The sequence below is a fragment of the Alicyclobacillus fructus genome, assembly GCF_017329605.1.
Classification (GTDB): Bacteria; Bacillota; Bacilli; order Alicyclobacillales; family Alicyclobacillaceae; genus Alicyclobacillus; species Alicyclobacillus fructus.
The window spans coordinates 38818-64919 of the sequence record NZ_JAFMTY010000016.1; the positions used below are offsets into that span (position 1 = coordinate 38818).

Annotated in this window: 26 protein-coding genes, 1 pseudogene and 1 riboswitch; of the genes and pseudogenes, 25 read left to right on the top strand and 2 right to left on the bottom strand. The window is 65.6% G+C overall.

Annotated elements, in window-relative coordinates; all coding sequences use genetic code 11:
- The first annotated feature begins 1 nt into the window (after nucleotide 1).
- From thiL to tsaD, 5 genes are read left to right on the top strand one after another with little or no spacing between them, the layout of a single operon-like run.
- The gene (gene thiL / locus J3481_RS09410; RefSeq protein ID WP_206831781.1) at nucleotides 2-982 is read left to right on the top strand and encodes a thiamine-phosphate kinase; all 981 of its coding nucleotides are present in this window, start codon (nucleotides 2-4) and stop codon (nucleotides 980-982) included.
- On the top strand, nucleotides 979-1467 hold the full coding sequence (tsaE, locus tag J3481_RS09415) for a tRNA (adenosine(37)-N6)-threonylcarbamoyltransferase complex ATPase subunit type 1 TsaE (protein WP_206831780.1): 489 nt from the start codon (nucleotides 979-981) through the stop codon (nucleotides 1465-1467). The genes thiL and tsaE overlap by 4 nt, the downstream gene beginning before the upstream one ends.
- Nucleotides 1464-2177 (top strand): tRNA (adenosine(37)-N6)-threonylcarbamoyltransferase complex dimerization subunit type 1 TsaB, encoded by a 714-nt coding sequence (tsaB, locus tag J3481_RS09420; RefSeq protein ID WP_206831779.1) that lies wholly within the window; start codon nucleotides 1464-1466, stop codon nucleotides 2175-2177. The genes tsaE and tsaB overlap by 4 nt, the downstream gene beginning before the upstream one ends.
- Nucleotides 2174-2677: a ribosomal protein S18-alanine N-acetyltransferase gene (gene rimI, locus J3481_RS09425; protein WP_206831778.1), complete on the top strand. Its 504-nt coding sequence runs from the start codon at nucleotides 2174-2176 to the stop codon at nucleotides 2675-2677. Before tsaB ends, rimI begins: the two co-directional genes overlap by 4 nt.
- The gene (gene tsaD, locus J3481_RS09430; RefSeq protein ID WP_206831777.1) at nucleotides 2674-3717 is read left to right on the top strand and encodes a tRNA (adenosine(37)-N6)-threonylcarbamoyltransferase complex transferase subunit TsaD; all 1044 of its coding nucleotides are present in this window, start codon (nucleotides 2674-2676) and stop codon (nucleotides 3715-3717) included. The genes rimI and tsaD overlap by 4 nt, the downstream gene beginning before the upstream one ends.
- A 266-nt stretch (nucleotides 3718-3983) precedes the next feature.
- Here the strand turns inward: tsaD and J3481_RS09435 are convergent, their stop codons facing one another.
- Nucleotides 3984-5954, bottom strand: a complete 1971-nt coding sequence (locus J3481_RS09435) for an ABC-F family ATP-binding cassette domain-containing protein (RefSeq protein ID WP_206831776.1) — start codon at nucleotides 5952-5954, stop codon at nucleotides 3984-3986.
- Between the two features lie 63 nt (nucleotides 5955-6017).
- On the opposite strand from J3481_RS09435, the gene J3481_RS09440 reads away from it, so the two are divergent.
- The 13 genes and pseudogenes from J3481_RS09440 to J3481_RS09500 all read left to right on the top strand — a co-directional run bounded on the left by J3481_RS09440 (nucleotide 6018) and on the right by J3481_RS09500 (nucleotide 15830).
- On the top strand, nucleotides 6018-6929 hold the full coding sequence (locus J3481_RS09440) for a phosphatase PAP2 family protein (protein ID WP_206831775.1): 912 nt from the start codon (nucleotides 6018-6020) through the stop codon (nucleotides 6927-6929).
- A complete protein-coding gene (locus tag J3481_RS09445) occupies nucleotides 6886-7488 on the top strand; it encodes a 5-formyltetrahydrofolate cyclo-ligase (RefSeq protein ID WP_206831774.1) in 603 nt (200 codons plus the stop codon). The genes J3481_RS09440 and J3481_RS09445 overlap by 44 nt, the downstream gene beginning before the upstream one ends.
- Nucleotides 7489-7505: 17 nt before the next feature.
- Nucleotides 7506-8099 (top strand): molybdenum cofactor guanylyltransferase, encoded by a 594-nt coding sequence (gene mobA, locus J3481_RS09450; protein ID WP_328702087.1) that lies wholly within the window; start codon nucleotides 7506-7508, stop codon nucleotides 8097-8099.
- Nucleotides 8096-9088 (top strand): molybdopterin-binding protein, encoded by a 993-nt coding sequence (locus J3481_RS09455; RefSeq protein ID WP_206831773.1) that lies wholly within the window; start codon nucleotides 8096-8098, stop codon nucleotides 9086-9088. Before mobA ends, J3481_RS09455 begins: the two co-directional genes overlap by 4 nt.
- On the top strand, nucleotides 9081-9638 hold the full coding sequence (locus J3481_RS09460) for a molybdopterin-guanine dinucleotide biosynthesis protein MobB (RefSeq protein ID WP_206831772.1): 558 nt from the start codon (nucleotides 9081-9083) through the stop codon (nucleotides 9636-9638). The genes J3481_RS09455 and J3481_RS09460 overlap by 8 nt, the downstream gene beginning before the upstream one ends.
- Before the next feature lie 159 nt (nucleotides 9639-9797).
- Nucleotides 9798-10085 (top strand): co-chaperone GroES, encoded by a 288-nt coding sequence (gene groES / locus J3481_RS09465; RefSeq protein ID WP_008336392.1) that lies wholly within the window; start codon nucleotides 9798-9800, stop codon nucleotides 10083-10085.
- A gap of 66 nt (nucleotides 10086-10151) precedes the next feature.
- Nucleotides 10152-11768: a chaperonin GroEL gene (gene groL / locus J3481_RS09470; RefSeq protein ID WP_206831771.1), complete on the top strand. Its 1617-nt coding sequence runs from the start codon at nucleotides 10152-10154 to the stop codon at nucleotides 11766-11768.
- Nucleotides 11769-11988: 220 nt separating this feature from the next.
- Nucleotides 11989-12563, top strand: a pseudogene (locus tag J3481_RS09475) (FAD-dependent oxidoreductase).
- A 17-nt stretch (nucleotides 12564-12580) separates the two neighbouring features.
- Entirely contained in the window at nucleotides 12581-12934 is a 354-nt protein-coding gene (locus J3481_RS09480; protein ID WP_236011490.1) for a hypothetical protein, read from the top strand.
- A 47-nt stretch (nucleotides 12935-12981) separates the two neighbouring features.
- A complete protein-coding gene (locus J3481_RS09485) occupies nucleotides 12982-14397 on the top strand; it encodes an MBL fold metallo-hydrolase (RefSeq protein ID WP_206831770.1) in 1416 nt (471 codons plus the stop codon).
- A gap of 43 nt (nucleotides 14398-14440) precedes the next feature.
- Nucleotides 14441-14566, top strand: coding sequence for a PAS domain-containing protein (locus J3481_RS09490; protein WP_206831769.1), 126 nt, complete (start codon nucleotides 14441-14443; stop codon nucleotides 14564-14566).
- Nucleotides 14567-14595: 29 nt separating this feature from the next.
- Nucleotides 14596-15495 (top strand): helix-turn-helix transcriptional regulator, encoded by a 900-nt coding sequence (locus J3481_RS09495; RefSeq protein WP_206831768.1) that lies wholly within the window; start codon nucleotides 14596-14598, stop codon nucleotides 15493-15495.
- 101 nt (nucleotides 15496-15596) lie between these two features.
- Nucleotides 15597-15830 carry a DUF6199 family natural product biosynthesis protein gene (locus J3481_RS09500; RefSeq protein ID WP_206831767.1) on the top strand — a complete coding sequence of 78 codons (234 nt, stop codon included), beginning with the start codon at nucleotides 15597-15599 and terminating at the stop codon, nucleotides 15828-15830.
- A 58-nt stretch (nucleotides 15831-15888) separates the two neighbouring features.
- Here the strand turns inward: J3481_RS09500 and J3481_RS09505 are convergent, their stop codons facing one another.
- Nucleotides 15889-16287 (bottom strand): hypothetical protein, encoded by a 399-nt coding sequence (locus J3481_RS09505; RefSeq protein ID WP_206831766.1) that lies wholly within the window; start codon nucleotides 16285-16287, stop codon nucleotides 15889-15891.
- A gap of 385 nt (nucleotides 16288-16672) precedes the next feature.
- On the opposite strand from J3481_RS09505, the gene J3481_RS09510 reads away from it, so the two are divergent.
- From J3481_RS09510 to purB, 7 genes are all read left to right on the top strand, one after another.
- On the top strand, nucleotides 16673-17650 hold the full coding sequence (locus tag J3481_RS09510) for an AAA family ATPase (protein ID WP_236011492.1): 978 nt from the start codon (nucleotides 16673-16675) through the stop codon (nucleotides 17648-17650).
- Nucleotides 17647-18750: a DUF58 domain-containing protein gene (locus J3481_RS09515; RefSeq protein ID WP_206831764.1), complete on the top strand. Its 1104-nt coding sequence runs from the start codon at nucleotides 17647-17649 to the stop codon at nucleotides 18748-18750. The genes J3481_RS09510 and J3481_RS09515 overlap by 4 nt, the downstream gene beginning before the upstream one ends.
- A gap of 30 nt (nucleotides 18751-18780) precedes the next feature.
- Nucleotides 18781-20826: a transglutaminase family protein gene (locus tag J3481_RS09520; protein WP_206831763.1), complete on the top strand. Its 2046-nt coding sequence runs from the start codon at nucleotides 18781-18783 to the stop codon at nucleotides 20824-20826.
- Between the two features lie 126 nt (nucleotides 20827-20952).
- Nucleotides 20953-21927 (top strand): MBL fold metallo-hydrolase, encoded by a 975-nt coding sequence (locus J3481_RS09525; RefSeq protein WP_236011493.1) that lies wholly within the window; start codon nucleotides 20953-20955, stop codon nucleotides 21925-21927.
- A 165-nt stretch (nucleotides 21928-22092) separates the two neighbouring features.
- Entirely contained in the window at nucleotides 22093-22728 is a 636-nt protein-coding gene (locus J3481_RS09530; RefSeq protein WP_206831762.1) for a hypothetical protein, read from the top strand.
- A 72-nt stretch (nucleotides 22729-22800) separates the two neighbouring features.
- Nucleotides 22801-22902, top strand: a riboswitch (purine riboswitch).
- 166 nt (nucleotides 22903-23068) lie between these two features.
- A complete protein-coding gene (gene guaA, locus J3481_RS09535; protein ID WP_206831761.1) occupies nucleotides 23069-24598 on the top strand; it encodes a glutamine-hydrolyzing GMP synthase in 1530 nt (509 codons plus the stop codon).
- Nucleotides 24599-24797: 199 nt separating this feature from the next.
- Nucleotides 24798-26090 (top strand): adenylosuccinate lyase, encoded by a 1293-nt coding sequence (gene purB / locus J3481_RS09540; RefSeq protein WP_206831760.1) that lies wholly within the window; start codon nucleotides 24798-24800, stop codon nucleotides 26088-26090.
- The last annotated feature ends 12 nt before the right edge of the window (nucleotides 26091-26102 follow it).

Sequence of the window (26102 nt, forward strand, 5' to 3'; positions counted from 1 at the left end):
GATGGACGAGTTTGCGCTGATCCGTGCGCTGGTCGCCAAGCTTCCACCGCCGGGCCCGGACGTCAGCGTGGCCATCGGGGACGATTGCGCGGTGGTGGAGGGCGGGGGCCGGTTGGCCGTGACGACGGACGCCGTTGTGGAAGGGGTGCACTTCCGGCGCGATACGATGTCTCCGCCTCAGATTGGCTACAAGGCCATCGCGGCCGCGGTGAGCGACATCGCGGCGATGGGCGGCGAGCCCGCCTGGCTCACCGTCGCGCTCGCCGTTCCCCCTTCGTGGCCGGAGGAGGACGTCGTCGCGCTCTACGATGGCGTCGGAGAAGCGGCGGCGGCTTTCCGAACGAGTGTCGTGGGCGGAGATGTCGTCTCGACAGAGGGGCCGCTTTGGATGTCGATCACGGCCGTCGGACACGTCCATCGCCCGGTCACTCGCGCGGGCGCGCGGCCAGGCGATGTGCTGTTTGTCACGGGCAGCCTGGGCGGAAGCGCGGCCGGACTCGACATCCTCCTCGGCAGGCGGGGCGGATCGGCCATCGCGCAGGCGGTGCTCATCGAGCGCCACCGCCGCCCCGTTCCGCGCATCGCTTTTGGCAGGGAGGCCGCCCGCCTCGGTGCGACGGCGCTCGACGACATCAGCGACGGGCTGGCGAGCGAGCTGAACGAGATCGCCGAGGCGAGCGGCGTGCGGCTGGTGGTGGAGGGAGAGCGCGTCCCCGTTCAGCCGGAGGTCACCGAGTATGCGCGCGTCCTCGGCAAAGATCCGCTCGAGTACGCGCTGTACGGCGGGGAGGACTACGAACTCGTGGGCACGGCGCCGAGGGACGCGTTTGCGCGGCTTTTGGCCATTGCTCAGGTCGTCGGCACGCCCGTCGCGGCTATCGGGCGCGTCGAGGAGGGCGACGGCGTGGTGATGCGCCGCAACGGCCAACTCGAGGTGGTTGCGCGCAAGGGATACAATCATTTTGAGAGGTCACGGCCATGACGGAGGCATATGAATGGCGCGTCGATGACGAAGTGGAGATGAGGCGCCTGGGGGAGCGCCTCGGTGCGCTTCTCCGTCCGGGCGATGCCGTGCTGCTCGAGGGACCCATGGGCGCGGGCAAAACCACCTTTGCCGCCGCCGTCGGCAAGGGCGCAGGCGTGACGCAGCCGATGACCAGCCCCACGTACGTCCTGCGGCAGGAGCACCGCGGCCGCTTTCGCGTCGCCCACTTCGATCTCTACCGGCTGTACGGCGACCCGGAACGCCCGGAGACGCTGGACGTCGAGGGGGTGTGGGCGCTCGGGCTCGACGACGACCTCGCGGGCGGCGCCATCCTGCTCATCGAGTGGCCGGGGCCGTTGGCGGACGAGATCGACGCATACCTTCGGATCCTCATCCGTCCGGAGGGCGCATCGCGCAGGGTGCGCGCGGAGGCTTGGGGCAAGCGCCCGGAATTGATACTGAAGGAGTGGACGGCTTCATGAGCGTGATCGCCATGGATACAGCGACCGATGTGTTGGCGCTTGCAGTCGCGGACGAGGACGGCAGGCTGATGTCTTCCCTCGTGGAGTTTCTGCCGCGGGCCCACTCGCGCCTGTTGCAGCCGTCGCTCGGCCACCTGCTGGCCGGCGCGCGCATGAACATTCACGACGTGAAACTGTGCGTGACCGGCGTCGGGCCCGGCAGCTATACCGGCGTTCGCATCGCGGTGGCGGCGGCGAAGGCTATTGGGCACGCATGCGCCATCCCCATCGTGTCGGTCCCGACCGTCGACGGCATGGCCATGGCGCTGGCCTGCGCGGAAGGCCAGCGCTTCGGCGCGTTCATGGCGCTCATCGACGCAAGGCGGGATCGCGCCTTTGGCTGCTGGTACCGGCTCGAGGACGGCAGGTTATGGGCCCAGTGCGAGCCGACGGTCCAGGCCCTTTCGGACTGGTTCGCCATTGCCGACCGCGAGCGCGCGTCCATCGTGGCGAGCGGCAGGCGCCTCGGCGATTCCGCGGAGGCGCAGGGCGTGCGGGTGCGCCCGTGGAACGAGATTGCCCCGATGATGCCGACGGCGCTCGTGCGGCTTGGCCTGTCGGGATCGTACGAGCGGTTCGAGGGCGAAAGGGTGCACGATCTCGCCCCGCTCTACGTGTTGCCGACGGAGGCCGAGGCGAAGCTCGGCGCGAAGGGAGAGGGCGGCGAGTGACCCCGGCGGCTTTTGACCCACAGAAGCTCGCCATCCGCCGCATGATGTTGAAGGATCTGGACGACGTCATGCGCGTGGAGACGCGATCGTTCACGGCGCCATGGTCGCGCCAGGCGTTCGTCGGCGAGCTGGTGGAGAATCGGCTGGCGCGCTACGTGGTGGCGGAGTACGACGGCCGCGTGGTGGGGTATGCCGGCTTCTGGATGATCATGGACGAGGGGCATATCACCAACATCGCGGTCGATCCCGACTTTCGCGGCCTGAAGCTCGGCGAGCGGCTGCTCGAGGCCATCATGTCGATGTGCATGGCCCTCGGCGGCCGGAAGATGACGCTCGAGGTGCGGGTCACGAACCATGTGGCGCAGAATCTGTACCGGAAGTACGGTTTCGAGCGCGTGGGTGTGCGCAAAGGCTATTACACGGACAACAACGAGGACGCCTTGATCATGTGGGTCGATCTCCCGCCCAAGGTGATGCGCGACAGAGAGGTGCAAGCATGAACATCCTCGCCATCGAGACGAGCTGCGACGAGACCTCGGCCGCCGTCGTCGCGGACGGCGAGCGCGTGCTCGGCCAGGTGACGGCGAGTCAAATGGAAATCCATCGCCAGTTTGGCGGCGTCGTGCCCGAGGTGGCCTCGCGCCGGCACGTCCAGGCCATCACGCGCGTGGTCGACACCGCCCTGGCGCAGGCCGGGCTCGGGTTTGCCGATCTCGGCGCCATCGGGGTGACGATGGGGCCAGGACTGCTTGGCGCATTGCTGGTCGGCGTGACCGCCGCCAAGGCGTACAGTCTGGCCACTGGGCTCCCGCTCGTCGGCGTGCATCACATCGCCGGGCACGTCGCGGCGGCCCTCTTGGAGGAGCCGGATCGGCCTCCGGTGCGGCCGCCGTTTTTGTGCCTGGTGGCCTCCGGCGGGCACACGGAGCTGTACGAAGTGGACGCGTCGTTTGCGTTCAAGCGCCTCGGCGGCACGCGCGACGACGCGGCGGGTGAAGCGTACGACAAGGTGGCGAGGCTCATCGGCCTCGCCTATCCCGGCGGTCCCGAGGTGGACAGGCTCGCGCGTCTGGGCGATCCCGGCCGCTTTTCCTTTCCACGCGGCCTGTTGGACGATCCGTCGCTCGACTTCTCCTTCAGCGGCATGAAGACCGCTGTGCTCGTGGCGCTCGACAAGCTGAAGCGCCAGGGGCAGGCCGTGCCCGTCGAGGACGTCTGTGCGAGCTTTCAGGCCGCCGTGATCGAGGTGCTCGTCGAGAAGACGCGCCGTGCGGCGAGCATGACGGGCCATCGAACCGTCGTGGTCGCGGGGGGCGTGGCGGCGAACCGCGGCCTGCGGGCGGCCATGCAGGCGATGGCTGCGGAGGAGGGGCTCGAGGTCCACTTTCCGTCGCCCGCGCTCTGCACCGACAACGCGGCGATGATCGGGGCGGCGGCATATCTCCGCGCGCAAGAAGGGCGATTCGACACGCTCGAACTCGGCGCGTATGCCGACCTCACGCTGGAGGAATGGCAAAGCGGGCGTTATCCCATGGATTGAGCAACGCGTGAACCTGGAATCGGCGAGGCTTCGGCCTCGCCTTTTCCTTGTGCGGGCGGGATGCGGCGCGCGCGTAACGCGCGCTCGCCCTCGTCCGACGAACAGCCGTTCCTGTGTATAACTGGCGAAGACGGCCCTGTGGATGTTGTGGAAACGTGTCGAAAAGGCTCGAAACGGCCGCGATCGATCCTGTGGATAAACCGGTGGACAATGTGGATAACTGAACATTGTCCGCATTCGAAAGCGCGCATCCCGACCGAATCTTCCTAGCCGTGCCAGTTCTCGAGCGCCTTGCGAACCTCTTCGAGTTCCAACGACTTCGCTTCCCACTGCTCGAGCGCGTGCTGATAATCGGCTTCCAGGCGCCGATAGAGGGCGTCGAGATCGCGCAATCGCTCCACCTCTTGCGCCATGGCGGCTTCGCTCTGCTCCTTCGCGACCCGCTCCATCTCCCGCTCCAGCCGGTGGGCGGCATCCTCCCACCGCGCGATCTCGGCCTCCAGCTTGCGCGCCTCGCTTGTGCGGATGCGCCGCCGGGCTGGCGGCTCGCCCGCGACTTCCTCGTCGCCGCGCGCGTTCTCAGGCTCGTCCCCGCCGCCCTCGATGCGTTGCAAGCGATCGTTTTCCATCAGCTTCTCGAGGTAGTCGGTGTAGTTGCCGAGGTACCATTCGATCCCGTCGGGTCTCAACACCGCGACGTGCGTCGCGAGCTTGTCGATGAAGTACCGATCGTGGGAGACAAAGATGACCGTGCCGTCGTAATCGGCGAGAGCCGCCTCGAGCGCTTCCTTGCTCGGGATGTCGAGGTGATTGGTCGGCTCGTCCATGATGAGGACGTTGGCCCCGCTCTGCATCAGCAGGCACAGCCGCAGGCGGCTCTGCTCGCCGCCGGAGAGCGCCCCCACCGGCTTGAACACGTCCTCCCCGCGGAACAGAAACTGCGCGAGCAGCTTGCGCACCGAGGTGTGATCGAGGTCCGGGTAGGCGTTCCAGACGACGTCGATCACGCGCGCATCCCGCGGCAGGCCGCCGTCCTCCTGGGCGTAGTAGCCGAGATCGACGCCGTGCCCGAAGCGAAACCAGCCTCCGATGGGCCTGAGTTCGCCGACGAGCGTCCGAAGCAGCGTCGTCTTGCCGGCGCCGTTTTGGCCCAGGATGGCGAGCCGCATCCCGCGCTGGACGCGAAAGCTGATGTTCCGGGCCAGCGCCTGGCCGCCAAAACCTATGGCGAGATCCCGCACCTCGAGCACGTCCTCGCCGGAGGTTCGCCGCACCCCAAACCGCATCCATAGCGACGGATCGTCCGCCGGAGGCCGCTCGATTCGCTCCATCCGCTCGAGCATCCTGCGGCGGCTCTGGGCCCGCCTGTGCGTCGACGCACGCGCGATGTTCCGCTCGATGAACGCCTCCATCCGGGCGATCTCGTCCTGCTGCGCCTCGTACCGCCGCCACATCTCCTCGCGCTCGGCGGCGCGCATCTCGAGGTAGACGTGGTAGGGCCCGGGATACGTGCGCGTCTCACCGTCCTCCAACGCCACGGTGAGGCGCGTGACGCGATCGAGAAAATACCGGTCGTGCGAGATCACGACGAGCGACATCTCGCCGTGCGACAGGAAGTCCTCAAGCCAGGCGAGCGTGTCCATGTCGAGGTAGTTGGTGGGCTCGTCGAGGAGCAGGACGTCCGGGCGCGCCGCGAGCAGGCGGGCAAGGGCAAGCCGCGTCCGCTGTCCGCCCGAGAGCGCGGAGACGGGGAGGTCGTACATCTCGCGCGGGAAGTGGAGCCCCGCGAGGACGCGGCGGACGTCCGTCTCCCACTGGTAGCCTCCCATCGCTTCGAAGCGGCGCGTGGATTCCTCGTACAGATGCGCGAGTTCCGCGAACCGGGCCTCGTCTTCGTACAGCGCCGGATCGCTCATGCGGGCCTCGAGCTCGCGCAAGTCGCGCTCAAGCTGCTGGACGGGCCGCTTCGCCTCCGCCACGAAGTCGTACACCCGCATGTCGTCTCCGCGGCCGATGAACTGGGCCACGTAGCCGATCTCGGCCCCGCTCCTGACGTACACCTCGCCCTCGTCAGGCGCTTCTTCGCCCGTCAGGATGCGCATGAGGGTGGATTTGCCCGCGCCGTTCGGCCCCACGAGGCCGATTTTGTCCCCCGCGCGGACGGTGAGCGACGCCCCGCGCAGCACATCCACGCCGTCGTAGCTCTTTTTCACGCGCGTCGCCTGCAAAACGATCATACGAACTCTCCTTTGTCCATACACTCTAGCAGCCAAGTTTGGACGAGGTGGGGAGGCTCCTTCATGTCCAGAGCGTCGTTCCCGTTGCCGCAAGGCTTCGCCTGGCAATATGACCTCATCGTGTGGTTGCAGTCGTATCATTCGGCCGTGCTGGATCGAGTGGCCGCGGCATTCTCGTTTTTGGGCACGGAGTCGTTTTACTTCGCCGCACTGCCCGTGCTCATCCTCGCCGTCGATCGCGTCCTCGGCATGCGCCTCGCCTACGTGTTTTTCACCAGCATGTACCTGAACGCGTGGCTCAAGTCCTATTATCACATTGCTCGGCCCATCGGCGTGCCCGGAATTCAATCCGGTGACGTCCGTTCCGCCACGGGCCTGTCGATGCCGAGCGGGCACGCCCAGGGGACGATGACGTTTTTCACGGCGCTCGCCCTGTGGCTGCGCCGCCGGGTGTGGCTTCTCGTCGCCGTGCTGCTGTCGGTCGCGGTCGGCGTCTCGCGTGTCTATCTCGGGCTTCACTGGCCGATGGATGTCGTGATCGGCTGGGTGTTGGGGCTTTTCATAGGCTTCTTCGGCTGGCAGATGGGGCGCTGGTGGACGTACCGCGGCATCCCGTTCGGCGTCGCCATGACGCTGTCCGTCCTCTTTCCAGCCATCCTCCTCATCTTTGCCCGCGACGTCACGTCCTCCGTGTACGCGGTGTTCTTGCTCGTGGGCGGAGCGGGCGCCGCGCTGGAGAAACGTTTCCTTCGGACAGCCATCGATCCCGCCCTGTGGAAGCGCGCGGCGGCGGGCGTGATCGCGCTCGGAGGTGTGGTTGCGGTACAATTGGCGGTACAAGCGCATCTGGATGAGCCCCTGTGGCAGTACGCGCGCGCGGCGGCGGTGGCCGTATGGACGACCGTGCTTGCGCCGTGGCTGTTTCACCTGCTTGGGCTCTACACGCGGGAGGCGGATCATCATCGAAACGGATAAGCACACGCTGCGCCACGCGTACCGCCTGAAGCGAGCCGCCATCGCGCCGGAGGCCAGGCGCCGTCAGGAGGAGGCCATCCGCGCGCACGCCCTCGACTTCACCCGCGCCGTTCCGCCGGATCGGTTCGTCGGTCTGTACGCGGCCGTCCACGGGGAGGTCGATCTCGCCCCTCTGGCGGAGGCGCTCCTCGCGGCGGGGGTGAAGATCGCGCTTCCGCGGGTGGAAGGCCCTTCGCGCATGGAGTTCTGCGCGGTGCGGTCTCTGGGCGACCTCTTGACGGGAGCTTACGGCATCCCGGCGCCTGGGCCCGATGCGCCGGCCATTTCGCCCGCGGAGCTTGAGGCGGTTCTGGTCCCGGGCCTCGCCTTTGCGCCGGACGGCACGCGGCTTGGCTACGGCGGCGGCTTTTACGATCGCTACTTCAAGCGGCCGGAGGCGGACGCCATCCGGCGGATCGGCGTGTGCTTCGTGGAGCAGTTGGCGGATGCGTTGCCTCGCCACCCGCACGACGTCCGCATGCACGCGCTCCTCACCGAGAGGGGGCTTTTGCCCTGCTGAGGCTCAAGTGGGCCGCGGTGTTGGCGGGCGGCGCGTCGAAGCGGATGGGAGCGCGGGGGAACAAGCTTCTCCTGCCGCGCGGCGCGGAGGGGATCCCCATCGCGGGGCACGTCGCGCGCGTGGCGAGTGCGGTCGCGCCGCGCGTCGCCGTGCTGTACGCGGACGATTCGGTTCGCATAGCCATTGAACCTTGGGTGTCGGGCGAGATCGCATGGATACGAGACGGGGAATGCTACCAAGGGCCGCTCGCTGCGCTCGGCCGGTTCGCCGCGCGCGATCCGGCCTCCGTGTCGCCGCTCCTCGTGCTGGCGGGGGACCTGCCGGGCATCTCCGTGTCGGCGGTCGAAGCGCTGCTCTCGGCGCGATCGTGCGCTGGGGCGGATGTCGTGGCCGCGGAACGCGAGGGAAGGCTGCAGCCGCTCGTCGCCATCTACCGCGAGCGCGCGGTGCGCGCCGTCGCGGACGCTGCGGCGCGCGGAGAGCGGCGGATCCTGTGCGCCCTGGAGGGACTTTCGGTGTGCGCCGTCGCGCTGGACGACGAATGGGCTGTGCGCCCGGTGCACCGGCCGGAGGATTACGAGGCCTGGTTGAAGAGGGAGGGAATGGCGTGATCCGGCGAGAAGTGCCTGTGGAAGACGCCGTCGGCTTGGCGCTCGCGCACGACATGACGCGAATCGTGCCGGGGGAATTCAAGGGGCGCCAATTCAAGCGCGGGCATGTCGTGCGCGAGGAGGATATCCCCATCTTGCTCGATATGGGCAAGCGGCACTTGTACATCCTGGAGCTTGAGCCCGGGGAATTGCACGAGGACGACGCGGCGGTTCGGATGGCCAAGGCCATTGCGGGAGAGGGCGTGGAACTGTCCGAGGTTTCGGAGGGGAAGGTCGTTCTTCGCGCCAGGCGGGACGGCATGCTGTGGGTGGACGCGAGGCGCGTGACGGCCATGAACACCATTGACGAGATCTCCATTGCGACGAAGCGGCCGTTTCAGCACGTGCCGCGAGGAACCAGCCTCGCCGCGGTCCGTCCCATTCCGCTCGTCATCGCGGAGGACAAGGTGCGCGCCGTGGAAGTCATTGCGGCGCAGGCGCAGAAGCGGGCCGTGATCGACGTGTTGCCCTACCAGCCGCAGAAGGTGCGCATCATCACCACGGGCAGCGAAATTCTGCACGGGCGCGTGGAGGACAAGTTCGGGCCGGTCCTTCGCGCGAAGCTGGCCCGGTACGGCATTCAGGACGTGCATCAGGTGTTCGTCGGCGACGAGCGGGACAAGATCACGGACGCCATCGTCGAGGCGTGCGAGCAGGGGGCGACGCTCGTCCTGGTGACAGGCGGGATGTCGGTCGATCCCGACGATCGCTCGCCCGGCGCCATTCGGGACGCGGCGACCGAAGTCGTGACCTACGGCACGCCCATGCTGCCCGGGTCCATGCTCATGCTGGCGTATCGGAATCAGACCGCCATCTTCGGCCTTCCGGGCGCCGTCATCTACGATCCCATCACGTCGTTCGACCGCCTGTTGCCCCGCGTTCTTACGGGGCTTCCCGTGCGCAAGCGGGACATCGCGGTGCTTGGCGTGGGCGGGTGGCTCAATGCGTGACGGCGCGCGGCCTGTCGTCATCGGCATCGCCGGCTTTTCCGACGCCGGCAAGTCGCTGTTCGCCGAGTCGATCGCGGCGACCGCGGCGGCGCAAGGCCTTCGCGTGGCGTACCTGAAGCACGACGGCCACGCGGACGCGGGGCCGGACGACTGGGAGAAGCCCGGATCGGACACCGCCCGCATCGCGGCCGCTGGCGCGGCGGTCACGATGGTCGCGAGCCGGCGGGGATTTCTCCTGCGATCGCGGCAGGCGGGCGGCTGGAACGACTGGTTGGCCGCGATTTGCGCGATCGCGGATGTGGATGTCGTGATCGCGGAAGGAGGTAAGCAGGCGCCGCACGCGAAGGTGGCGGTCGTGCGGGACGAGGACGAGTGGAGGCGGTTCCTCGAGGCGGGGGCGATGGCCATCGCGGCCGTCGTCTCGCGGGAAGCCGAGGCGACCCGGTTTCCGGTGCCCGTCTTTCCCCCCGAAGCCGCCGCGGATCTCCTCGCCTGGTGGTGCCATCACTGGCGCCACGGGGTGCTCGCCGCGCCCACCTTTCCGGGGTGACGGGGGCCCGCGCAGGCTCTCCGCATGATCCGCAAAAAAGTTGAATTCCCTGTTGCACTCTCGCAACGAACCGATTATCATAGTCCATGGTGTTAGCACTCACCGAGCGAGAGTGCTAACAAAGGTTCGGAACAACATCTCGCAAGGAGGTCGTTCGCAATGTTGAAGCCGCTCGCTGATCGCGTGGTGGTCCGTCCGGTGGAGCGTGAGGAAAAGACCGCTAGTGGGATTTTCCTGCCGGACAACGCGAAGGAGAAGCCGCAGGAGGGCGAAGTGATCGCCGTCGGCCCGGGCAAGCTCGACGAGAAGGGCAACCGCGTGGCCATGGAAGTCAAGGTCGGCGATCGCGTCATCTACTCGAAGTACGCGGGCACCGAGGTCAAGGTGAACAACGAGGAGCTCTTGATCCTGCGCGAGAGCGACATCTTGGCGATTGTCGAGAAGTAATGCCAGATGCACGTTGAGGACGCTCCATGAACGGAACATTCCACAGTCGTCAGGGAGGTATGCGACATGGCAAAAGAGATTCGCTTTGGTGAAGAAGCTCGCCGTGCGATGATGCGCGGAGTCGATGCGCTTGCGGATGCGGTCAAGGTGACGCTCGGACCGAAGGGCCGCAACGTGGTGCTGGAGAAGAAGTTCGGTTCTCCGCTCATCACGAACGACGGTGTGACCATCGCGAAGGAGATCGAGCTCGAGGATCCGTATGAGAACATGGGTGCTCAGCTCGTGAAGGAAGTGGCGACGAAGACGAACGACGTCGCGGGTGACGGTACGACGACGGCGACGGTCCTGGCGCAGGCGATGATCCGCGAGGGTCTGAAGAACGTCGCTGCCGGCGCAAACCCGATGGTGCTCCGCCGCGGCATTGAGAAGGCTGTGACGGCTGCCGTCGAGGAACTGAAGAAGATCGCGAAGCCGGTGCAGGGCCGCAAGAACATCGCGGAGGTTGCCGCCATCTCGGCCGGTTCGAACGAGATCGGCGAACTCATCGCGGACGCCATGGAGAAGGTCGGCAACGACGGCGTGATCACCGTCGAGGAGTCGAAGGGCTTCACGACCGAGCTCGAGGTCGTCGAGGGTATGCAGTTCGACCGCGGCTACATCTCGCCGTACATGGTGACCGACGCGGATAAGATGGAGGCCGTGTTGGACGAGCCGCTCATCCTCATCACCGACAAGAAGGTCTCGAGCATCCAGGAGATCCTGCCGGTTCTCGAGCGCGTGGTGCAGGCGGGCCGTTCGCTGCTCCTCATCGCGGAGGACGTGGAGGGCGAAGCGCTCGCGACGCTGGTGGTCAACAAGATCCGCGGCACGTTCAACGCCGTGGCCGTCAAGGCGCCTGGCTTCGGCGATCGCCGCAAGGCCATGTTGCAGGATATCGCCATCCTCACGGGTGGTCAGGTCATCAGCGAAGAGCTGGGGCTTGAGCTGCGCAACACGACGCTGGATCAACTCGGCCGGGCTCGCCAGGTGCGCGTGAGCAAGGAGAACACCATCATCGTGGACGGCGCTGGCGACAAGTCGGCCATCCAGGCTCGGATCAACCAGATCAAGGCGCAGATCGAGGAGACGACCTCCGACTTCGATCGCGAGAAGTTGCAGGAGCGCCTCGCGAAGCTCGCTGGCGGCGTCGCGGTGATCAAGGTCGGTGCGGCGACCGAGACCGAGCTCAAGGAGAAGAAGCTCCGCATCGAGGACGCGCTCAACTCGACGCGCGCGGCGGTCGAGGAGGGTATCGTCCCTGGCGGTGGCGTGGCGCTCGTCAACGTCATCAAGGCGCTCGACAACGTGCAGGCTGAGGGCGACGAGCTGACCGGTGTGAACCTGGTCCGCAAGGCGCTCGAGGCTCCGGTCCGCCAGATTGCCGAGAACGCGGGTGTCGAGGGCTCCATCATCGTGGAGCGCCTGAAGACGGAGCAGCCCGGCATCGGTTACAACGCGGCGACCGGCGAGTGGGTCAACATGTTCGAGGCTGGTATCGTCGACCCGGCGAAGGTGACGCGCTCCGCGCTGCAGAATGCGGCCTCTGTTGCGGCGACCTTCCTCACGACCGAGGCTGCGGTGGCCGACAAGCCGGAAAAGGAGAAGGCTCCGGCTCCCGGCGCGGGCATGGGCGACATGATGTGATCTTCTGTCAAGAAGCGGAGGCACCCGAATGGGCGACCATTCGGGTGCCTTTTTTGGTGGTTCCGAGGCTGCGGCATGGTGGACCTTCGTCGCTCCTCCTCTGAAGTCTCCGATATTGCCCGTCACGATTGTGAAATCAGGGTTTTCCCGGATGGTCAGGCGCCTCCGGCGCGAGTAGGCTTGTTGATGAAAAGGCTTTCATTCGCGAGGAGGGAGCCGCATGCGCTATCCTATCGTCATTGCGGGCGGCGGAACCGCGGGCATTTCCACGGCAGCCCGGCTGCTACGAGAGCACCCAAGTTGGCGTGGACAGGTGGCCATCATTGAACCTGCCGAGAAGCACTACTATCAACCGCTCTGGACCCTCGTGGGCGCGGGAGCGGCACCGCGAGAGGCCACGGTGCGGGATGAAGCGTCGCTCATACCGCCAGGCGCGGTGTGGATCCGCGACGCCGTCGCCGCCTTTCGGCCAGAGCAGGGCGAGATCGAACTGGCATCAGGAGCCACGGTGGCCTACGACGCGCTGGTGGTCGCCATGGGCATTCAAATAGATTGGTGAACAACCTGACGGCCTACCTGAAAGACCGGCCGATTCAGGACGAATATGATGGCTACACCTCCTGCCCCCTGGTGACGGGCTACGGCAGACTGATCCTGGCCGAGTTCGATTACAGCCACGAGCCGGAGGAGACCTTCCCGTTTGATCAGGGACAGGAGCGGGTCAGCATGTACGTGCTCAAGAAGTCGTTCTTGCCGGTTTTATACTGGGACGGCATGCTCAAGGGCCTGATGTAGGCTCGGGGGGTGGGATCATGGCGAACAATCATACAGCCGAAGTCGATGGTGCCCAGCGAGCGCTTGGCGATTTCGACTTTCAGGCGAAGTTTGTGCACCTGATCGAGCACTTGGCCGAGTGGGACGAGGCACTCGGCGATCTACCCACCGTCATTGCGTTTGGTCGTGAATTCGTGCGAGACCGGGAATCGATGCGCTACCTGATGGAGTCGACGTCCGAGGAGATTCCGCTGCACGTCGATCGGGACACGCTCATTGCCTTGGCTGAGTTCGTTGAAGGAACCTGTTGTGCAGAAGGCGCTTCGCTACGCGAAGGCGTTTGTGCAGGTGGCGCAGGAGCGCGGCGATGCGCCCGCGATGAAGGGCTTTGAAGGAAGGCCGCGTTCGAAAGGGACACTGAGAGAGAGGATGGGTGACCATGTATCTTCGGCGCTTTTATGATGAGGGATTGGCGCACGCTTCTTACTTGGTAGGCTGTCAGGAGACAGGAGAGGCATGCGTGATCGATCCCGCTCGCGACATCGAGCCTTACCTGGCGACTGCCAAGCGAGAGGGGCTGCGTATCGTAGCCGCGCTGGAAACCCACATCCACGCCGACTTCGTCTCCGGAGCGAGGGAGCTGGCGGACCGCGTGGGCGCGGCTATCTGCGTGTCGGACGAGGGGCCGCCGGAGTGGAAGTCGGGGTACGTAAAGGCGTATCCCCACCGGTTGCTGAAGGACGGAGACGAACTTCGCTTCGGCGCTGTTCGGCTCGTCGTGATACACACGCCGGGGCACACGCCCGAACACGTCTCGTACCTCTTGTACGACGGCAAGGCATCGCCGGACGTACCCATGGCGCTCTTTTCCGGAGACTTCGTCTTTGTGGGAGACGTCGGGCGGCCGGATCTGCTCGAGCGGGTGGCGGGCGAGAGTGGGAGCTCGGAGGCGCTGGCGCGACAGATGTTCCGCTCGCTGCGGAAATTTGAGGCGCTGCCCGATCACGTCCAGGTGTTGCCGGCCCACGGTGCGGGCAGCGCGTGCGGCAAGGCGCTCGGCGCCGTCCCGTCGTCCACCGTCGGCTACGAAAAGCTCGTGAGCTGGGCGCTGCAGCACAAGGACGAGGATTCGTTCGTGCAGGCGCTGCTCGCCGGACAACCCGAAGCGCCGGTCTACTTTGCCCGCATGAAACAAGTCAATAAGAACGGGCCGCGCCTGCTCGCGGAACTGGGCACGCCCGAGCGCGCGGAGCTGTCGCCGGAGAGGCTTCGCGCGTGGCGAGAGAGCGGCATCGTGTTGGATGTGCGGCCGGCGGACGCGTTTGCGAAGCGCCACTTGGCCGGAAGCCTCAACATTCCCTGGAACAAGTCGTTCGTGACGTGGGCCGGATGGCTTCTTCCAGCGGACAGTCCAATTCACCTTTTGGCCGCGGACAGCGTCCTGACGGACGTGATGCGCGCACTTCGTTCCATCGGCATCGATGGCGTGGAAGATGTGGCTCATCCAGCGGAGTTGGACCACCTTTCGCTGGAAGAGGCCTCAGCCTATCTGAACGTCGCCCCAGACGAGGTACGCCATGCACTCGCCAACGAGGAGCTGTGGCTGCTCGACGTGCGCAACCCGGACGAATGGGAAGGTGGGCATCTGCCAAAGGCGCATCACATTCCGCTCCCGAAGCTCACGGCTCACCTCCACGATGTTCCGCGCCATCAGCCGGTCTATGTGTACTGCCGCACGGGCGGGCGATCCGCCATCGCGGCGAGTGTCCTTCGCGCACACGGCATCGGCGATGTGCGCAACATGGTGGGTGGCTATGAGGCATGGCGAAGCAAGGGTTTTCCCATCGAGTCCTGATGGAGTAAGGTAGAGAAAACTGCGGACGACAAGGATGGTGTGCGTGGCCGCCAGACCGCTTGGCTACAGTTCTGAGAGGCTGCGGCAATTGTTTAACGCCCTGAACGACGGGATCATCGTCATGGACAAGGACCGCATCATCGTCTTCATCAATCCGTCCGCGACGTGACGCGCGAGCGGCAGGAGAAAGAGCTCGAGATGCGGGCGCGCCTCAACCGCATGACGCTCGAGGTGCAGGAGCAAGAGCGCAGGAGCATTTCACAGGAGCTGCACGACGGCGTGAGCCAGTCGCTCTATGCCATCGATCTCGGGATGGAGCACTTGAAGCGCCAAGCGCCTCGTCGCCTGCACCGCGCCATCGACGATTTGCGCGCCCAAGTCGTTCGAGGTTCACAGGAGGTTCGCGCGCTGTCGCACAGCCTGTACCCCTCGCTCCTGTTCGATCTCGGTCTTTGCGCCGCCATTCGACTGCTCGCCGAGGAGATGTCGACGAGCGGCTGTCGGATCGACGTAAGCACCAATAAGGACTGGCCGGGAGGCGATCTCGGCGGCGCCGCCATCCATGTCTACCGAATCGTGCAGGAGGCCGTCCACATGCCAAGAGGGCTCGACGGTATCACCACCGCTCGGCACATTCGGCAGCTCGCGCCCGAGGTTCGCGTGATCATGCTGACGATGTTCGACGACCGTCCGCATGTGGAGAAGATGTTGGCTGCGCACGTCGCGGGGGTTGTGTTCAAACACGACGATTCGGCGGAGATTGTGGAGGCCATTCGCCGCAGGCGACCGGAGAGTCCTTACGTGTCACGGCGGTGGCAGGCGCGGGACGAGGCGAACCGCGCGGAGGAAGTGAGCCAGGGACAGCCAGTGCGCCTGTCGCCGCGCGAGGCGGAGGTGCTCGTGCTGTTGGCCAGAGGATACACGAACCGGGAGATTGCGGACGCTCTTCATATCAGCGTCAAGACGGTGGAAACGCATCGTCAGCACATCGCGCGCCGCGTGGGCGCGACTTCCCGTGCCACGCTCATCCGTTATGCTTACGAGAGCGGGCTCGTCGATCCGCCCGTGCCTGGCGGTGCGGACGAGAGGGTTTGGTGATACACTTTGTCAAATTTTTGTCTCCCCATCGTCACCATTGAAGTAGAATGGTCTCCATGGGGCGCGTTGGCCGTTCCAATGGTCTCCATGGGGGCGTGCGCATGGGAATCGTGGCGGGCTTCATCCTCTTTGTCGTGGGCTTATTTCATGTTTTTGCGCCGAGGGCCGCGTGGTACCTCCACATCGGATGGAAGATCAGGGGGGCGGAGCCGACGGACGAGTATTTGTTGCTGATTCGCGTCGGCGGCATCGTCATGTGCGTCGTCGGCGTCCTCATCGCGGTCTTGGTGGGGCCGGGTTCAAGCGTCCGCGTTTCCGCGGCCGCGATGATGTGAGGCTTTTCTGCATGAGATGCGCCCCAAGCGCGTTCAGCGCCTGGGGCGCATCGTCTGTCTAAAGGCTCATCGCCCGCTCCGCCTTCTCCTCGCGCAACGCCTCGCGCAGGCTGCGGAGGGCCTTGCGGAACGCTTTCGTCTGTTCAAACGTCACGCCGTAGGTCTTGAGCTCCTGCAGCTGCTTCAGCCGGCGCTTCGCCGACTTGTACGCGGCGCGCTTTTCTTCGTACGACCGGTGTGGATCCCGCTGAATCTCCATGGCATCCAGGATGGATTGAAAACACATCCGAGCCTGCGTGACAAACTCCGTCTGGCACATCATGCAAAATTGCAGATCGGACGGCATTTTGCACCGCTTGCATCGGCTCGCACTTTTCGGGAAGGGCCTCTTGCCGTACAGGGGTACAGGTTCAGGGTTGAGGGCTGACAGCGAGATCTCCTCGGTGTCCCTCGCCACGTGCGTATCCCTCCCTTGGTCGAAGGGCTTCGGCCTGTCCGGAGGCCGTTCCATTCGCGCAAATAGACGCATTCGCTGCGAAGGAAGTTCATGCAATGGATTCGAGCTCGTCGGCGCTGCCTCTTCCTTGGATCCTATCACAACCCCCTTGCGATTGCGACGAACTCCGAACGGCAGGCGGTGAGTGGTGCGCGCGTTGAGCCTGTGGAGGCGCGTGGTGGGGACCTTCAAGTACCCATCTCCTTCCAAATGAGATGCCGACGGCCGGATCGCCAAACGCGTCTCTTCTCTACCCACTATATGGCCCGTGACGCGACCTATGCGGACGTCGGCCGCTTTGTTAGAATCGGGAAGAAGACAAGATACGGGAATGGGGATTGCGACGTTGGCTTCGCATCACGTGAACGTACAAGTGGAACCGATGTCTCCGGCCTTTTCGCGCCTTCGCGACGCCATCGGGAGCGTGGTCTACGGCCATGGCCAGGCGGTCGATCTCGTCCTGTGTGCGCTCGTGGCCGGCGGCCATGTCTTGATAGAAGATGTTCCCGGCGTGGGCAAGACCACGCTGGCCAAAGCGCTGGCCAAGCTCCTTGGCCTCACGCTGAGCCGCGTGCAATGCACGTCTGACCTTCTTCCGGCGGACATCCTCGGTTACGTCATGTACGACAAGCGGCGCGGGGCGTTTGAAATCCGCAAGGGCCCCATCTTCAGCGAAATGGTGTTGGTGGACGAGTTGAATCGCGCTTCACCACGGACGCAGAGCGCCTTTCTCGAGGCGATGGAGGAGGGCTCGGTGACGCTCGACGACAGGCCGCACCCGCTGCCTCGGCCGTTTTGGGTGCTCGCCACGCAGAATCCGCGGGAATTTGAGGGCACCTATCCTCTTCCTGAGTCGGAACTCGACAGGTTTCTCATGTGCATCGCGCTCGGCTATCCGTCGGTGGAAGACGAGATCCGCATGCTCGCGGCGGGTGGCGGACAGGCCCAGTTGGATAGCTTGCAGCCCATCGCGACATCGGCCGATGTCCTGCGCTGGCAGCGGGAGGCGGACGAGGTCTATGTCGATCCGGCTCTGCTGCACTACGCCGTGCTTCTCGCTCATGCGCTTCGGGACCATCCGCGCGTGCCGCTCGGCCCGAGCCCCCGCGCGCTCATCGCGCTGATACGGGCGGCCAAGGCCCGCGCCTATACGCGCGGCCGCGCGTTCGTCGTTCCCGATGACGTGCGCGATCTCGTCCGGCCGGTGTGGGGACACCGTCTCCGGCGCGATCCCGACGCGTGGATGCACGAGGACCGATGGGACGGCATTCTCGACGAGGTCTTGGATCAAATCCCCGCGCCAAAGCTCGGTGGCGTTCGATGACGACGTCCATCCGCAGGGCGTGGGTTCCGGCGGCGCTGGTGCTCACAAGTGCTGTCGCGACGTTTCTGGCGCTGGGGACGGGCGCCATCGGCCTATGGGCGCTGGCGGGCGCGATGGACGCGTTGACGCTCTACGAGATCTCCGTGGTGGTGATTGCGCTGTGGATCGCGGGGGTGAGCGTGGCCCTGCCTGATCGCGCGTTCGCCGGGGAGAGCGTTTGCATCCCAGTGGAGATTTCGGCGAGGGCGCCCATGGGGAGAATGGGCCGGTGGCGCGTCGAGATCGCGCCGGAGTGGGAGGGGCGGCGCGCCACATGCCAGGGATGGCGGATGGCGAGGCGCGTTCAGCGACCCGGAGGCTGCTCTGTCGAACTACAAGCGCTTGGGCTGTGCCGAGGCCGACACGTCCTCCGCTCGGTGCGGGTCCGGCTGACCGACGCATTCGGCCTGCTTTCCGTGGAGCGCCAGCTCCCGGCGGACGGTGAGATGGTGGTGTACCCAAGGCTGGTGCCCGTGGAAGCGTGGGTGCTCGAGATCGAGCGGAGAATGCTGCGGCTCGATGGGGCGCGGAGCGAGGCCGAGGCGGTGCCGACGGGCGGCGTGGTGCCGTACCGCTCGGGCGAGCGCGTGAACCTCATCCATTGGCCAACCTCGCTTCGCAGGGGAGAGATCTACGCCAAGGAGACGGTCTCGGGCAGCCCCAAGCCCTGGCGCGTCGTGCTTTGGCTCGGCCCGGGCGATCCGCCGCATCTCGCGGAGCGAGCGATCTCGGTAGCCGCTTCGCTCGTCGCGCATTGGCAGGCTCGGGGCGAGCCGGTCGAGTGCCTCGTCCCCGTCAGCGGCCGCGCACGCGTCACGTGGCAGCGATGCCGAACCTTCCAAGCGGCGGCGCGCGCGCTCGCGGAAGTGGACGGATCGGTCGGGATGGACGCGGCGGGTTCTGTGCCGCGAGGCGAATCCCGCGCGATCATCTGGGTGGTTGTGGACCGTCGCGAGGCTGCTCGTTTGGCGATGGGCCCGCGCGCTATCGTGTTGCCGGCAGCGGACCATTGGGAGCCAGCGGCTGGACGCGCGGCGACCGCCAAGCGGCCCGAACCGTGAGGGACGTCTGTGTGGAAGGAGGAACGGCCCATGCTCGCTTGGCCACGTCAGCGGCTGGTCCGAAGCCTGCTCTGTTTCACCTGGGTGACGGCGGCTCTCGGCCCCGTGGGATGGGCGTTCGCAAGGCAGGCGGACGTCGAGGTGGAGGTGTTTTGGCTCGCGGTCTGTCTCAGCGCCTCCTGGACCAGCCGCCGCAAGCGAGGCGCCGCCTGGGCCGTCCTCTTCCTGGCGCAGGCCGCCGTCATCGCAGGGGTCGGGCATCTCTTCAGTCGGCCCATGGCCTCTGATGCGACGGCTTGGAGGTTCGGCGCCTTCAGCCTGGCGGGGCTCGCCGCGATGGCGCTCGTGCGCTACGCCTACCGCCGGACGGGCACCTGGCTGCTCTACAACGCAGCGGCGCAGGTCGCGCTCGTGGGGGTGTCCCTGGCGCATCCGGTCGCGGGCGTGATCCTGGAATTCACGTGCCTCACCGCCATGCTGGCGCTTCTCGCGCTCGCCCGGCGGGAGCGCGAGGCGACGAGCGCACCTTTCGACTCGCCTCGCGTCGCCGGTGCGGCTTTCTTCATCCTGCTCTGCGGCGGCGCGTGTGCCCTGCTTGCCCCCCGAGAATCGCTCGTTCCCGGCATGACCCGCTTCGTGATCTCGCTCTTGGTGCAGGCGCCGACCCGCACGGGCTACAGCCTCGATGACAGCCACCTCGGCGGCTCGCTTGTGGCCGATCCGCTGCCTCTGCTCGAGATTCGGGCGCCGAGCCCGCTCGATCTGCGAGGACAGGTGCTGTCCGAGTACACCGGCCAGGGCTGGGCGTCGATTCCGCTCGACGGATCGGACATCGCCACGGCTGCCGTCGGACAGCCGCTCCCCGGCGGGTTGCCGTTTGCGCACCTGCCGTACCGCGCCATGAAGGTCACCGTGTCGCTCAAGGGCACCGTGGACACCACCGACCTCCTTGCGCCGTACGCGGTCGATCGCGTCCTCAAGCTGCCGGGGCTTTACGGCAATCAGTTCGCCGTGGACACCGTCCAGGATAACATTAAAGCGGCTCCGCTTGGACCTGGCCAGTCGTACGAGCTGGAGGCGGCCGTCCCTGCCGATCCGTATCCACGGCTCGCCTCGGTCCGTGCGCCGTTTGCCGCTTTGCGGCGTGACATTCCTGCCATGGTTCGCGCGGTGGATACGCAATTGCCTGCCGAGCTTCCCCGGAGCGTGCGGCAGTTGGCGGAGCGCATCGTTCAGCAACAGCACGCCGTCACGGAGTACGACATGGTCAGTGCCATCATCCAGTATCTCGCCGGGCACGAACAATACGAGATCTCGGACATCCCCGTGCCCAAGCCTGGTCAGGACTACGTGGCGCAGTTTCTCTTCGCTATGCACTGCGGGTACTGCGACAACTTCGCCAGCGCGGCCGCGGTGATGCTGCGGGCCCTCGGCGTGCCCGCGCGCTTTGCGACCGGCTTCGCGGTGGATGCGCAAAACGCCGTTGGCCCCGACACCTACGTCGTGACGGAGGCCGATGCGCACGCGTGGATCGAGGTCTATTTTCCGAACTTCGGCTGGGTCCCGTTCGATGCGACGCCCGGCTTCACCATGACCTTCGCGCCCGTTTCCGTCCCTGCGCATCAGCCGGCGCATACCAAGTCTTCGACGGGATCGCCCCATCACGCCAAGCCGCCCGCCTCTCCATCCGGCGCCAGGCTCCATTTGCCGATGGCGGCGTCCGTCGCAGGCGGCGGTGTCGCCTTGCTTGGCGGCGCGCTCTGGGCTGCGCGATGGGTGCGGCGACGCAACGCCTCGGCCCGCTTGGGCCGCGACGAATTCGTGCGATGCGTGCAAAGCGCGCGTGCGGCGCTCGGCTTGCCTGCGAGCGCCACCTTGCGCGATCTCTGCCCGCTCGCCGAACGCGCCGGCGCTTCCGGTGGATTTGATGCATGGCTGCGCGCCGCGGAGGTGAAGCTCTACGGCCGTGATGCGGCGCAACAGGTGGACACAAGCTGGCACGACCTCTCGACGACGCTCGCGGAGTGGTTGCAAGCAGCCAAGAGGTTGGACGCGGATGGAAGTGGCCGGCGCTGAACCGTTCGGCGTGAGCCTGCGGCTTTCGGTTGCATGCGCAAAACGCGATTTCACTGTTGAAGTTTGCTGCGCCATCTCCGGGAAAGTGTAGTAAGATCGAAAGAGCACTTGAACGAGAACCGAGGGATGCACATGCAGACGGGCATTGAGCGGGTGCGGCTCGAGACGCCGTATCCCGAGGATCATGTGAACGCGTATCTCCTCTTTGGCGATCCGCTCACGCTGGTGGACACAGGGCTGCCGTTTCCGAAGTCCCTTGCGCAGCTTGAGGCAGGGCTCGCGCGCCACGGGGTTCGCTTCGCGGACATCGAACAGATTGTCGTTACGCACATGCACCTGGATCACATTGGGGGCGTCGCCCCAGTGCAAAAGGCGTCTGGCGCGCGCATCGTCGTGTCCGAAGCGGCGCGACGCATCGTCGAGCTCGGGGAAGAAGAACATCGGCGCTTCGACGCGTTTTATGCAGCTTTCGCCCGCGAGGCCGGATCGGACGTCCGCTGGGAGTCGCGCATCTGGATGCAGAAGTACGATTGGCACGACGTCGTCTACGTGCGCGACGGGGAGGCGGTTCGCGCGGGAGGGCGCGACTGGCGTGTGATGTACGTCCCCGGCCACAGCCGGACCGACATCTGCCTGGTGGACGCCGAGGGATTTGCCATCGTCGGCGATCATCTGCTTCCCACCATCTCGGCGAACGCATTTGTCGAGCCGCCGGTCGATCCGTCCGCCCCTCGTCCGAAGCCGCTGCTCGATTATCGGGCGTCCATGAAGCGCACCCGCGCCCTGGATCTCGCCGTGGTGTATCCCGGCCATGGGGATCCGTTCACGGACCATCGGGCGCTCATCGACAGGCGGTTCGCCGAGCACGAGGCCCGCTGCGCGCAGATTCGCCGGGCCATGGATCGCGGTGCGACGACGGTCGCCGAGATCACGCGCGCCTTGTTCCCGAAACTCGAGGGACCCATGGTCATGCTGGGACTCTCCGAGGTGCAGGGTCACCTGGATTTGATGGAGAGCCGGGGCGAGGTGTCTTCGGCGATGGATGGAGAGGTCAGGCGGTGGCGGCTGGTCGCCGAGGTTTCGAACAACTGCCCGCAGTGAAGTTGGTTGCATTGACGGGATGGAGTGAATGCCGCGACGAATCGAGGTGCTCGATTGAAACGGACACTGACTCTTTGTTCTCTCTTGTGCGCAGGGCTCCTCACGGCCTGCGGCGGACCGTCGCAGAACCGCACCGCGCCGCCCGGTCAACAGGTGTCCGTGCGGATGGCTGTGATCCAAGATATCTCGCCTCAGTCAGACGGGAATCCCCTCCCGGGAATCCTGCATTCTGTGCAGTGGCAGTTGTCGGATGGCTTCAAGGGCTACTCCACGCCGCACGATGTGGTGAATCAGCTTCGTCTTCCGAATGTTGAAGTTGTGCGAGTGAGAATTCCCCGCGTGTTGAAAACCGAAGGGGTGCTGGTCGCTGGGAACCAAAACGGCACATGGAAGACGGACGCCTTGCTGCTATTGCCTTCGCCCGAAGGTCAGAGTCCAGCGCTGGACGGTTCGTCACTGTCGAAGGCGCAGACCACAGGGCCCGTCTCGGTGCCGAATGTCGGCGACGTGGACATCTACGTGAGCACCGATGAGATGGTTTGCTTCCTGATGACAAGCCAGTCGCTATCTCTTTCCAAAGGCGACTCGCGCGTCCGTCTCGCGTCTGGCGTGCAGGCAGAACTCCAGAGCGCCCACGGCGTGAACCGTTTGTCTTACCCGTATGGCTCGCGAACCTTCCTGGTGGTAGGAAACGCGGCTCCCAGTCAGCTCGTGTCCATTGCAAACCGCTACACACCTGACCGCGTCTTCTTCTCCCTTGAGGGACACGAGGGCGATGGGCATGTGGGCGTTGGAACGTGACAGGCTCGGCTTCGTTTCCGACCACTGCCCCCTCGTTTTCCCGAATTGACGCCTCTTGTCGAAACCGATAGAATGGGTGCGTAATCCGAGACTCGTATAATGCCGGGAATATGGCCCGGCAGTCTCTACGAGGCGACCGTAAATCGCCTTGCTACGAGGTCGGGCAGGAACGTCGCATACGTCGCCGGAGGGCACGCGCAGCTTGCGCCAGGCGCCAAACGTGCCTACGGGCCTTCGTGTGTTTGTTCCGGCTTGGACGGGCCGATCCTCGTGGATGTGCGGGATCGGCCCGTTGTCGTAACCGTTCCTCGCGACCTTTTCCGCAAAGGAGTGCCTGTCGATGCATGAACTTGTGGCCGTCCTCGACTTCGGAGGCCAGTACAACCAGTTGATCGCCCGGCGCATCCGCGAGCTCGGCGTCTATTCGGAGCTTCTGCCCCACACCACCCCTGCGGAGGCGCTCAGGGCGCGTCCCCTCAAGGGCATCGTCTTTTCCGGCGGTCCAAAGAGCGTGTTTGCGGAAGGCGCGCCGGACGTCGACCCCGCCGTGTTCGATCTCGGCGTCCCCATTCTCGGCATCTGCTACGGCATGCAGCTCATGGCCAAGCGCTACGATGCGGAAGTGGCGCGCGGCGCGGTGCGCGAGTACGGGCGGGCGTCCATCGAGGTGAAGCCCGGCGCCGAGCTGTTTCGCGGCTTGCCGGATCGCCAGCACGTCTGGATGAGCCACAGCGACGTGGTCACCAAGGTGCCCGAGGGCTTTCGCCTCGACGCGGTGACCGACAATGGCGCCATCGCGGCCATGTCGAGGCCGGATGCCAAGCTGTACGCCGTCCAATTTCACCCCGAGGTTCATCACAGCGATCACGGCACGGATCTTCTGCGCAATTTCCTGTTTGACGTCTGCCGCTGCTGCGGCGATTGGACGATGACCAACTTCATCGAGGAGTCCATCGCGTCGATCCGCGAGCGCGTCGGCGACAAGCGGGTGCTCGTCGCCATCTCGGGCGGGGTCGATTCCTCCGTGGCTGCCGCGCTCGTCCACCGCGCGGTTGGGCATCAGCTGACGGCCATGTTCGTCGATCACGGCCTCCTGCGCAAGGGCGAGAGCGACAGCGTGATGCAGAGCCTGCGGGACAAGCTCGGCATCGACGTGGTGCGGGTGGACGCGAAGGAACGGTTTCTCGGCCGCCTCGAGGGCGTGACGGATCCTGAACGGAAGCGAAAGATCATCGGCGAGGAATTCATTCGCGTGTTCGAGGAAGAGTCGGAGCGGCTCGGCCCGTTCGACTACCTCGTGCAGGGCACGCTCTACACCGACATCATCGAAAGCGGGACGCATACGGCGGCGACCATCAAGTCGCATCACAACGTGGGCGGACTGCCGGAAGACGTCCGGTTTGAGATCATCGAGCCGCTGCGCGATCTGTTCAAGGACGAGGTGCGCCGCCTCGGCGAAGCGCTGGGCCTGGCGCCCGAGATTGTCTGGCGGCAGCCGTTCCCGGGGCCCGGGCTCGCCATCCGCATCATTGGCGACGTGACGGAAGAGAAACTACATCTCGTGCGCGAGTCGGACGCCATCTTGCGCGAGGAAATCGCGAAGGCGGGGCTGGAGCGCGAGATCTGGCAGTACTTCACCGTGCTGACCGGCAACCGCACCGTGGGCGTGATGGGCGACGAACGGACGTACGCCTACACGCTCGCCGTCCGCGCCGTGCATTCGCAGGAGGGCATGACGGCGGATTTCGCGCGTATTCCCTGGGACGTCCTGGCGGCCATTTCGACGCGCATTGTCAACGAGGTCCCGGGCATCAACCGCGTCGTGTACGACATCACGTCGAAGCCGCCCGCGACCATCGAGTGGGAGTGACTCGCCTCGGGCGAGTCTGCACCCGCGCGAGCGAACGTTCGGTTCAAATTCACAATGAATGTTCGGATCGAGGCGGGATTCGTGTTACCATGGGGAGCGACGGGAACGCTCGTGTAGAGAAATGCGCGCCGCGCACGCGGGCGCAAAGAGAGCCCACGGAGAACAGGGCGAAAATCGGTTCCTACGAGGAGGATGTGGCGTGATCGACCGGTACAGCCGGCCCGAGATGGCGAGCCTGTGGACGCTGGAAGAAAAGATGCGGTGGTGGCTGGAAGTCGAAATTCTCGCGGTGGAGGCGTGGGCCGAACTCGGCGTCATTCCGAAGGAGGACGCGCGGCTCATCCGCGAGCGCGCGCGCTTCGACGTGAACCGCGTGCTGGAAATCGAGCAGGAGACGCGACACGACGTGGTGGCGTTCACCCGGGCGGTCTCCGAGTCGCTCGGCCCGGAGCGGAAGTGGGTGCACTACGGGCTGACGTCGACGGACGTGGTCGACACCGCGCTCATGGCGCAGTTGCGCCGTCCCATCGAGATCATCCGCGAGGACGTGGAGCACCTCCTCTCCACGCTTGAAGCGCTCGCGAAAAAGCACAAATACACCGTCATGATGGGCCGCACGCACGGCGTGCACGCGGAACCCACCACGTTCGGGCTCAAGTGCCTGCTCTGGTACGCCGAATTGGAGCGCGATCTCGAGCGGTTTGACGCGGCGAGCGAGCGCATGCGCTATGGCAAGATTTCCGGTGCCGTGGGCACGTACGCGAACGTCGATCCGCGCGTGGAGGAGTACGTGTGTTCCCGGCTCGGGCTGAAGCCGGCGCCCATCAGCACCCAGACGCTGCAGCGGGATCGGCACGCGGAGTTCATCTTCACGCTGGCGCTCCTCGGCACGACGCTCGACAAGATCGCGACGGAAATTCGCGCCCTGCAGAAGTCGGAGGTGCGCGAGGTCGAGGAGCCGTTCTACAAGGGACAGAAGGGCTCGTCGGCGATGCCGCACAAGCGCAACCCGGTCTCGTGTGAACAGATCTCGGGTCTCTCGCGCGTGCTGCGCGGCTACGTGGTGCCCGCCTTGGAGGACGTGCCGCTCTGGCACGAGCGCGACATCAGCCACTCGTCCGTGGAGCGCATCGTGCTGCCGGACGCGACCATTCTCATCGATTACATGCTGAACCGCATGAACCGCATCCTGCGCGATCTGCACGTCTACCCCGACAACATGCGCCGCAATATGGATCGGACGCACGGGCTTGTGTTCTCGCAGCGCGTCATGACCGCGCTCGTCGAGAAGGGACTGTCGCGCGAAGAGGCGTACGACACCGTCCAGCCGCTCGCGATGCAGGCGTGGGAGGAGGCGAGATCGTTCAAGGAACTCGTCCTCGCGTCGGAGGCCGTGCGGGCGCACCTCACGCCCGAGGAAATCGAGGCCCTGTTCGATCCGTCCTGGCACCTGAAACACGTCGACACCATTTTCCACCGCTTTGGCATGTGAGCCTCGTTCACG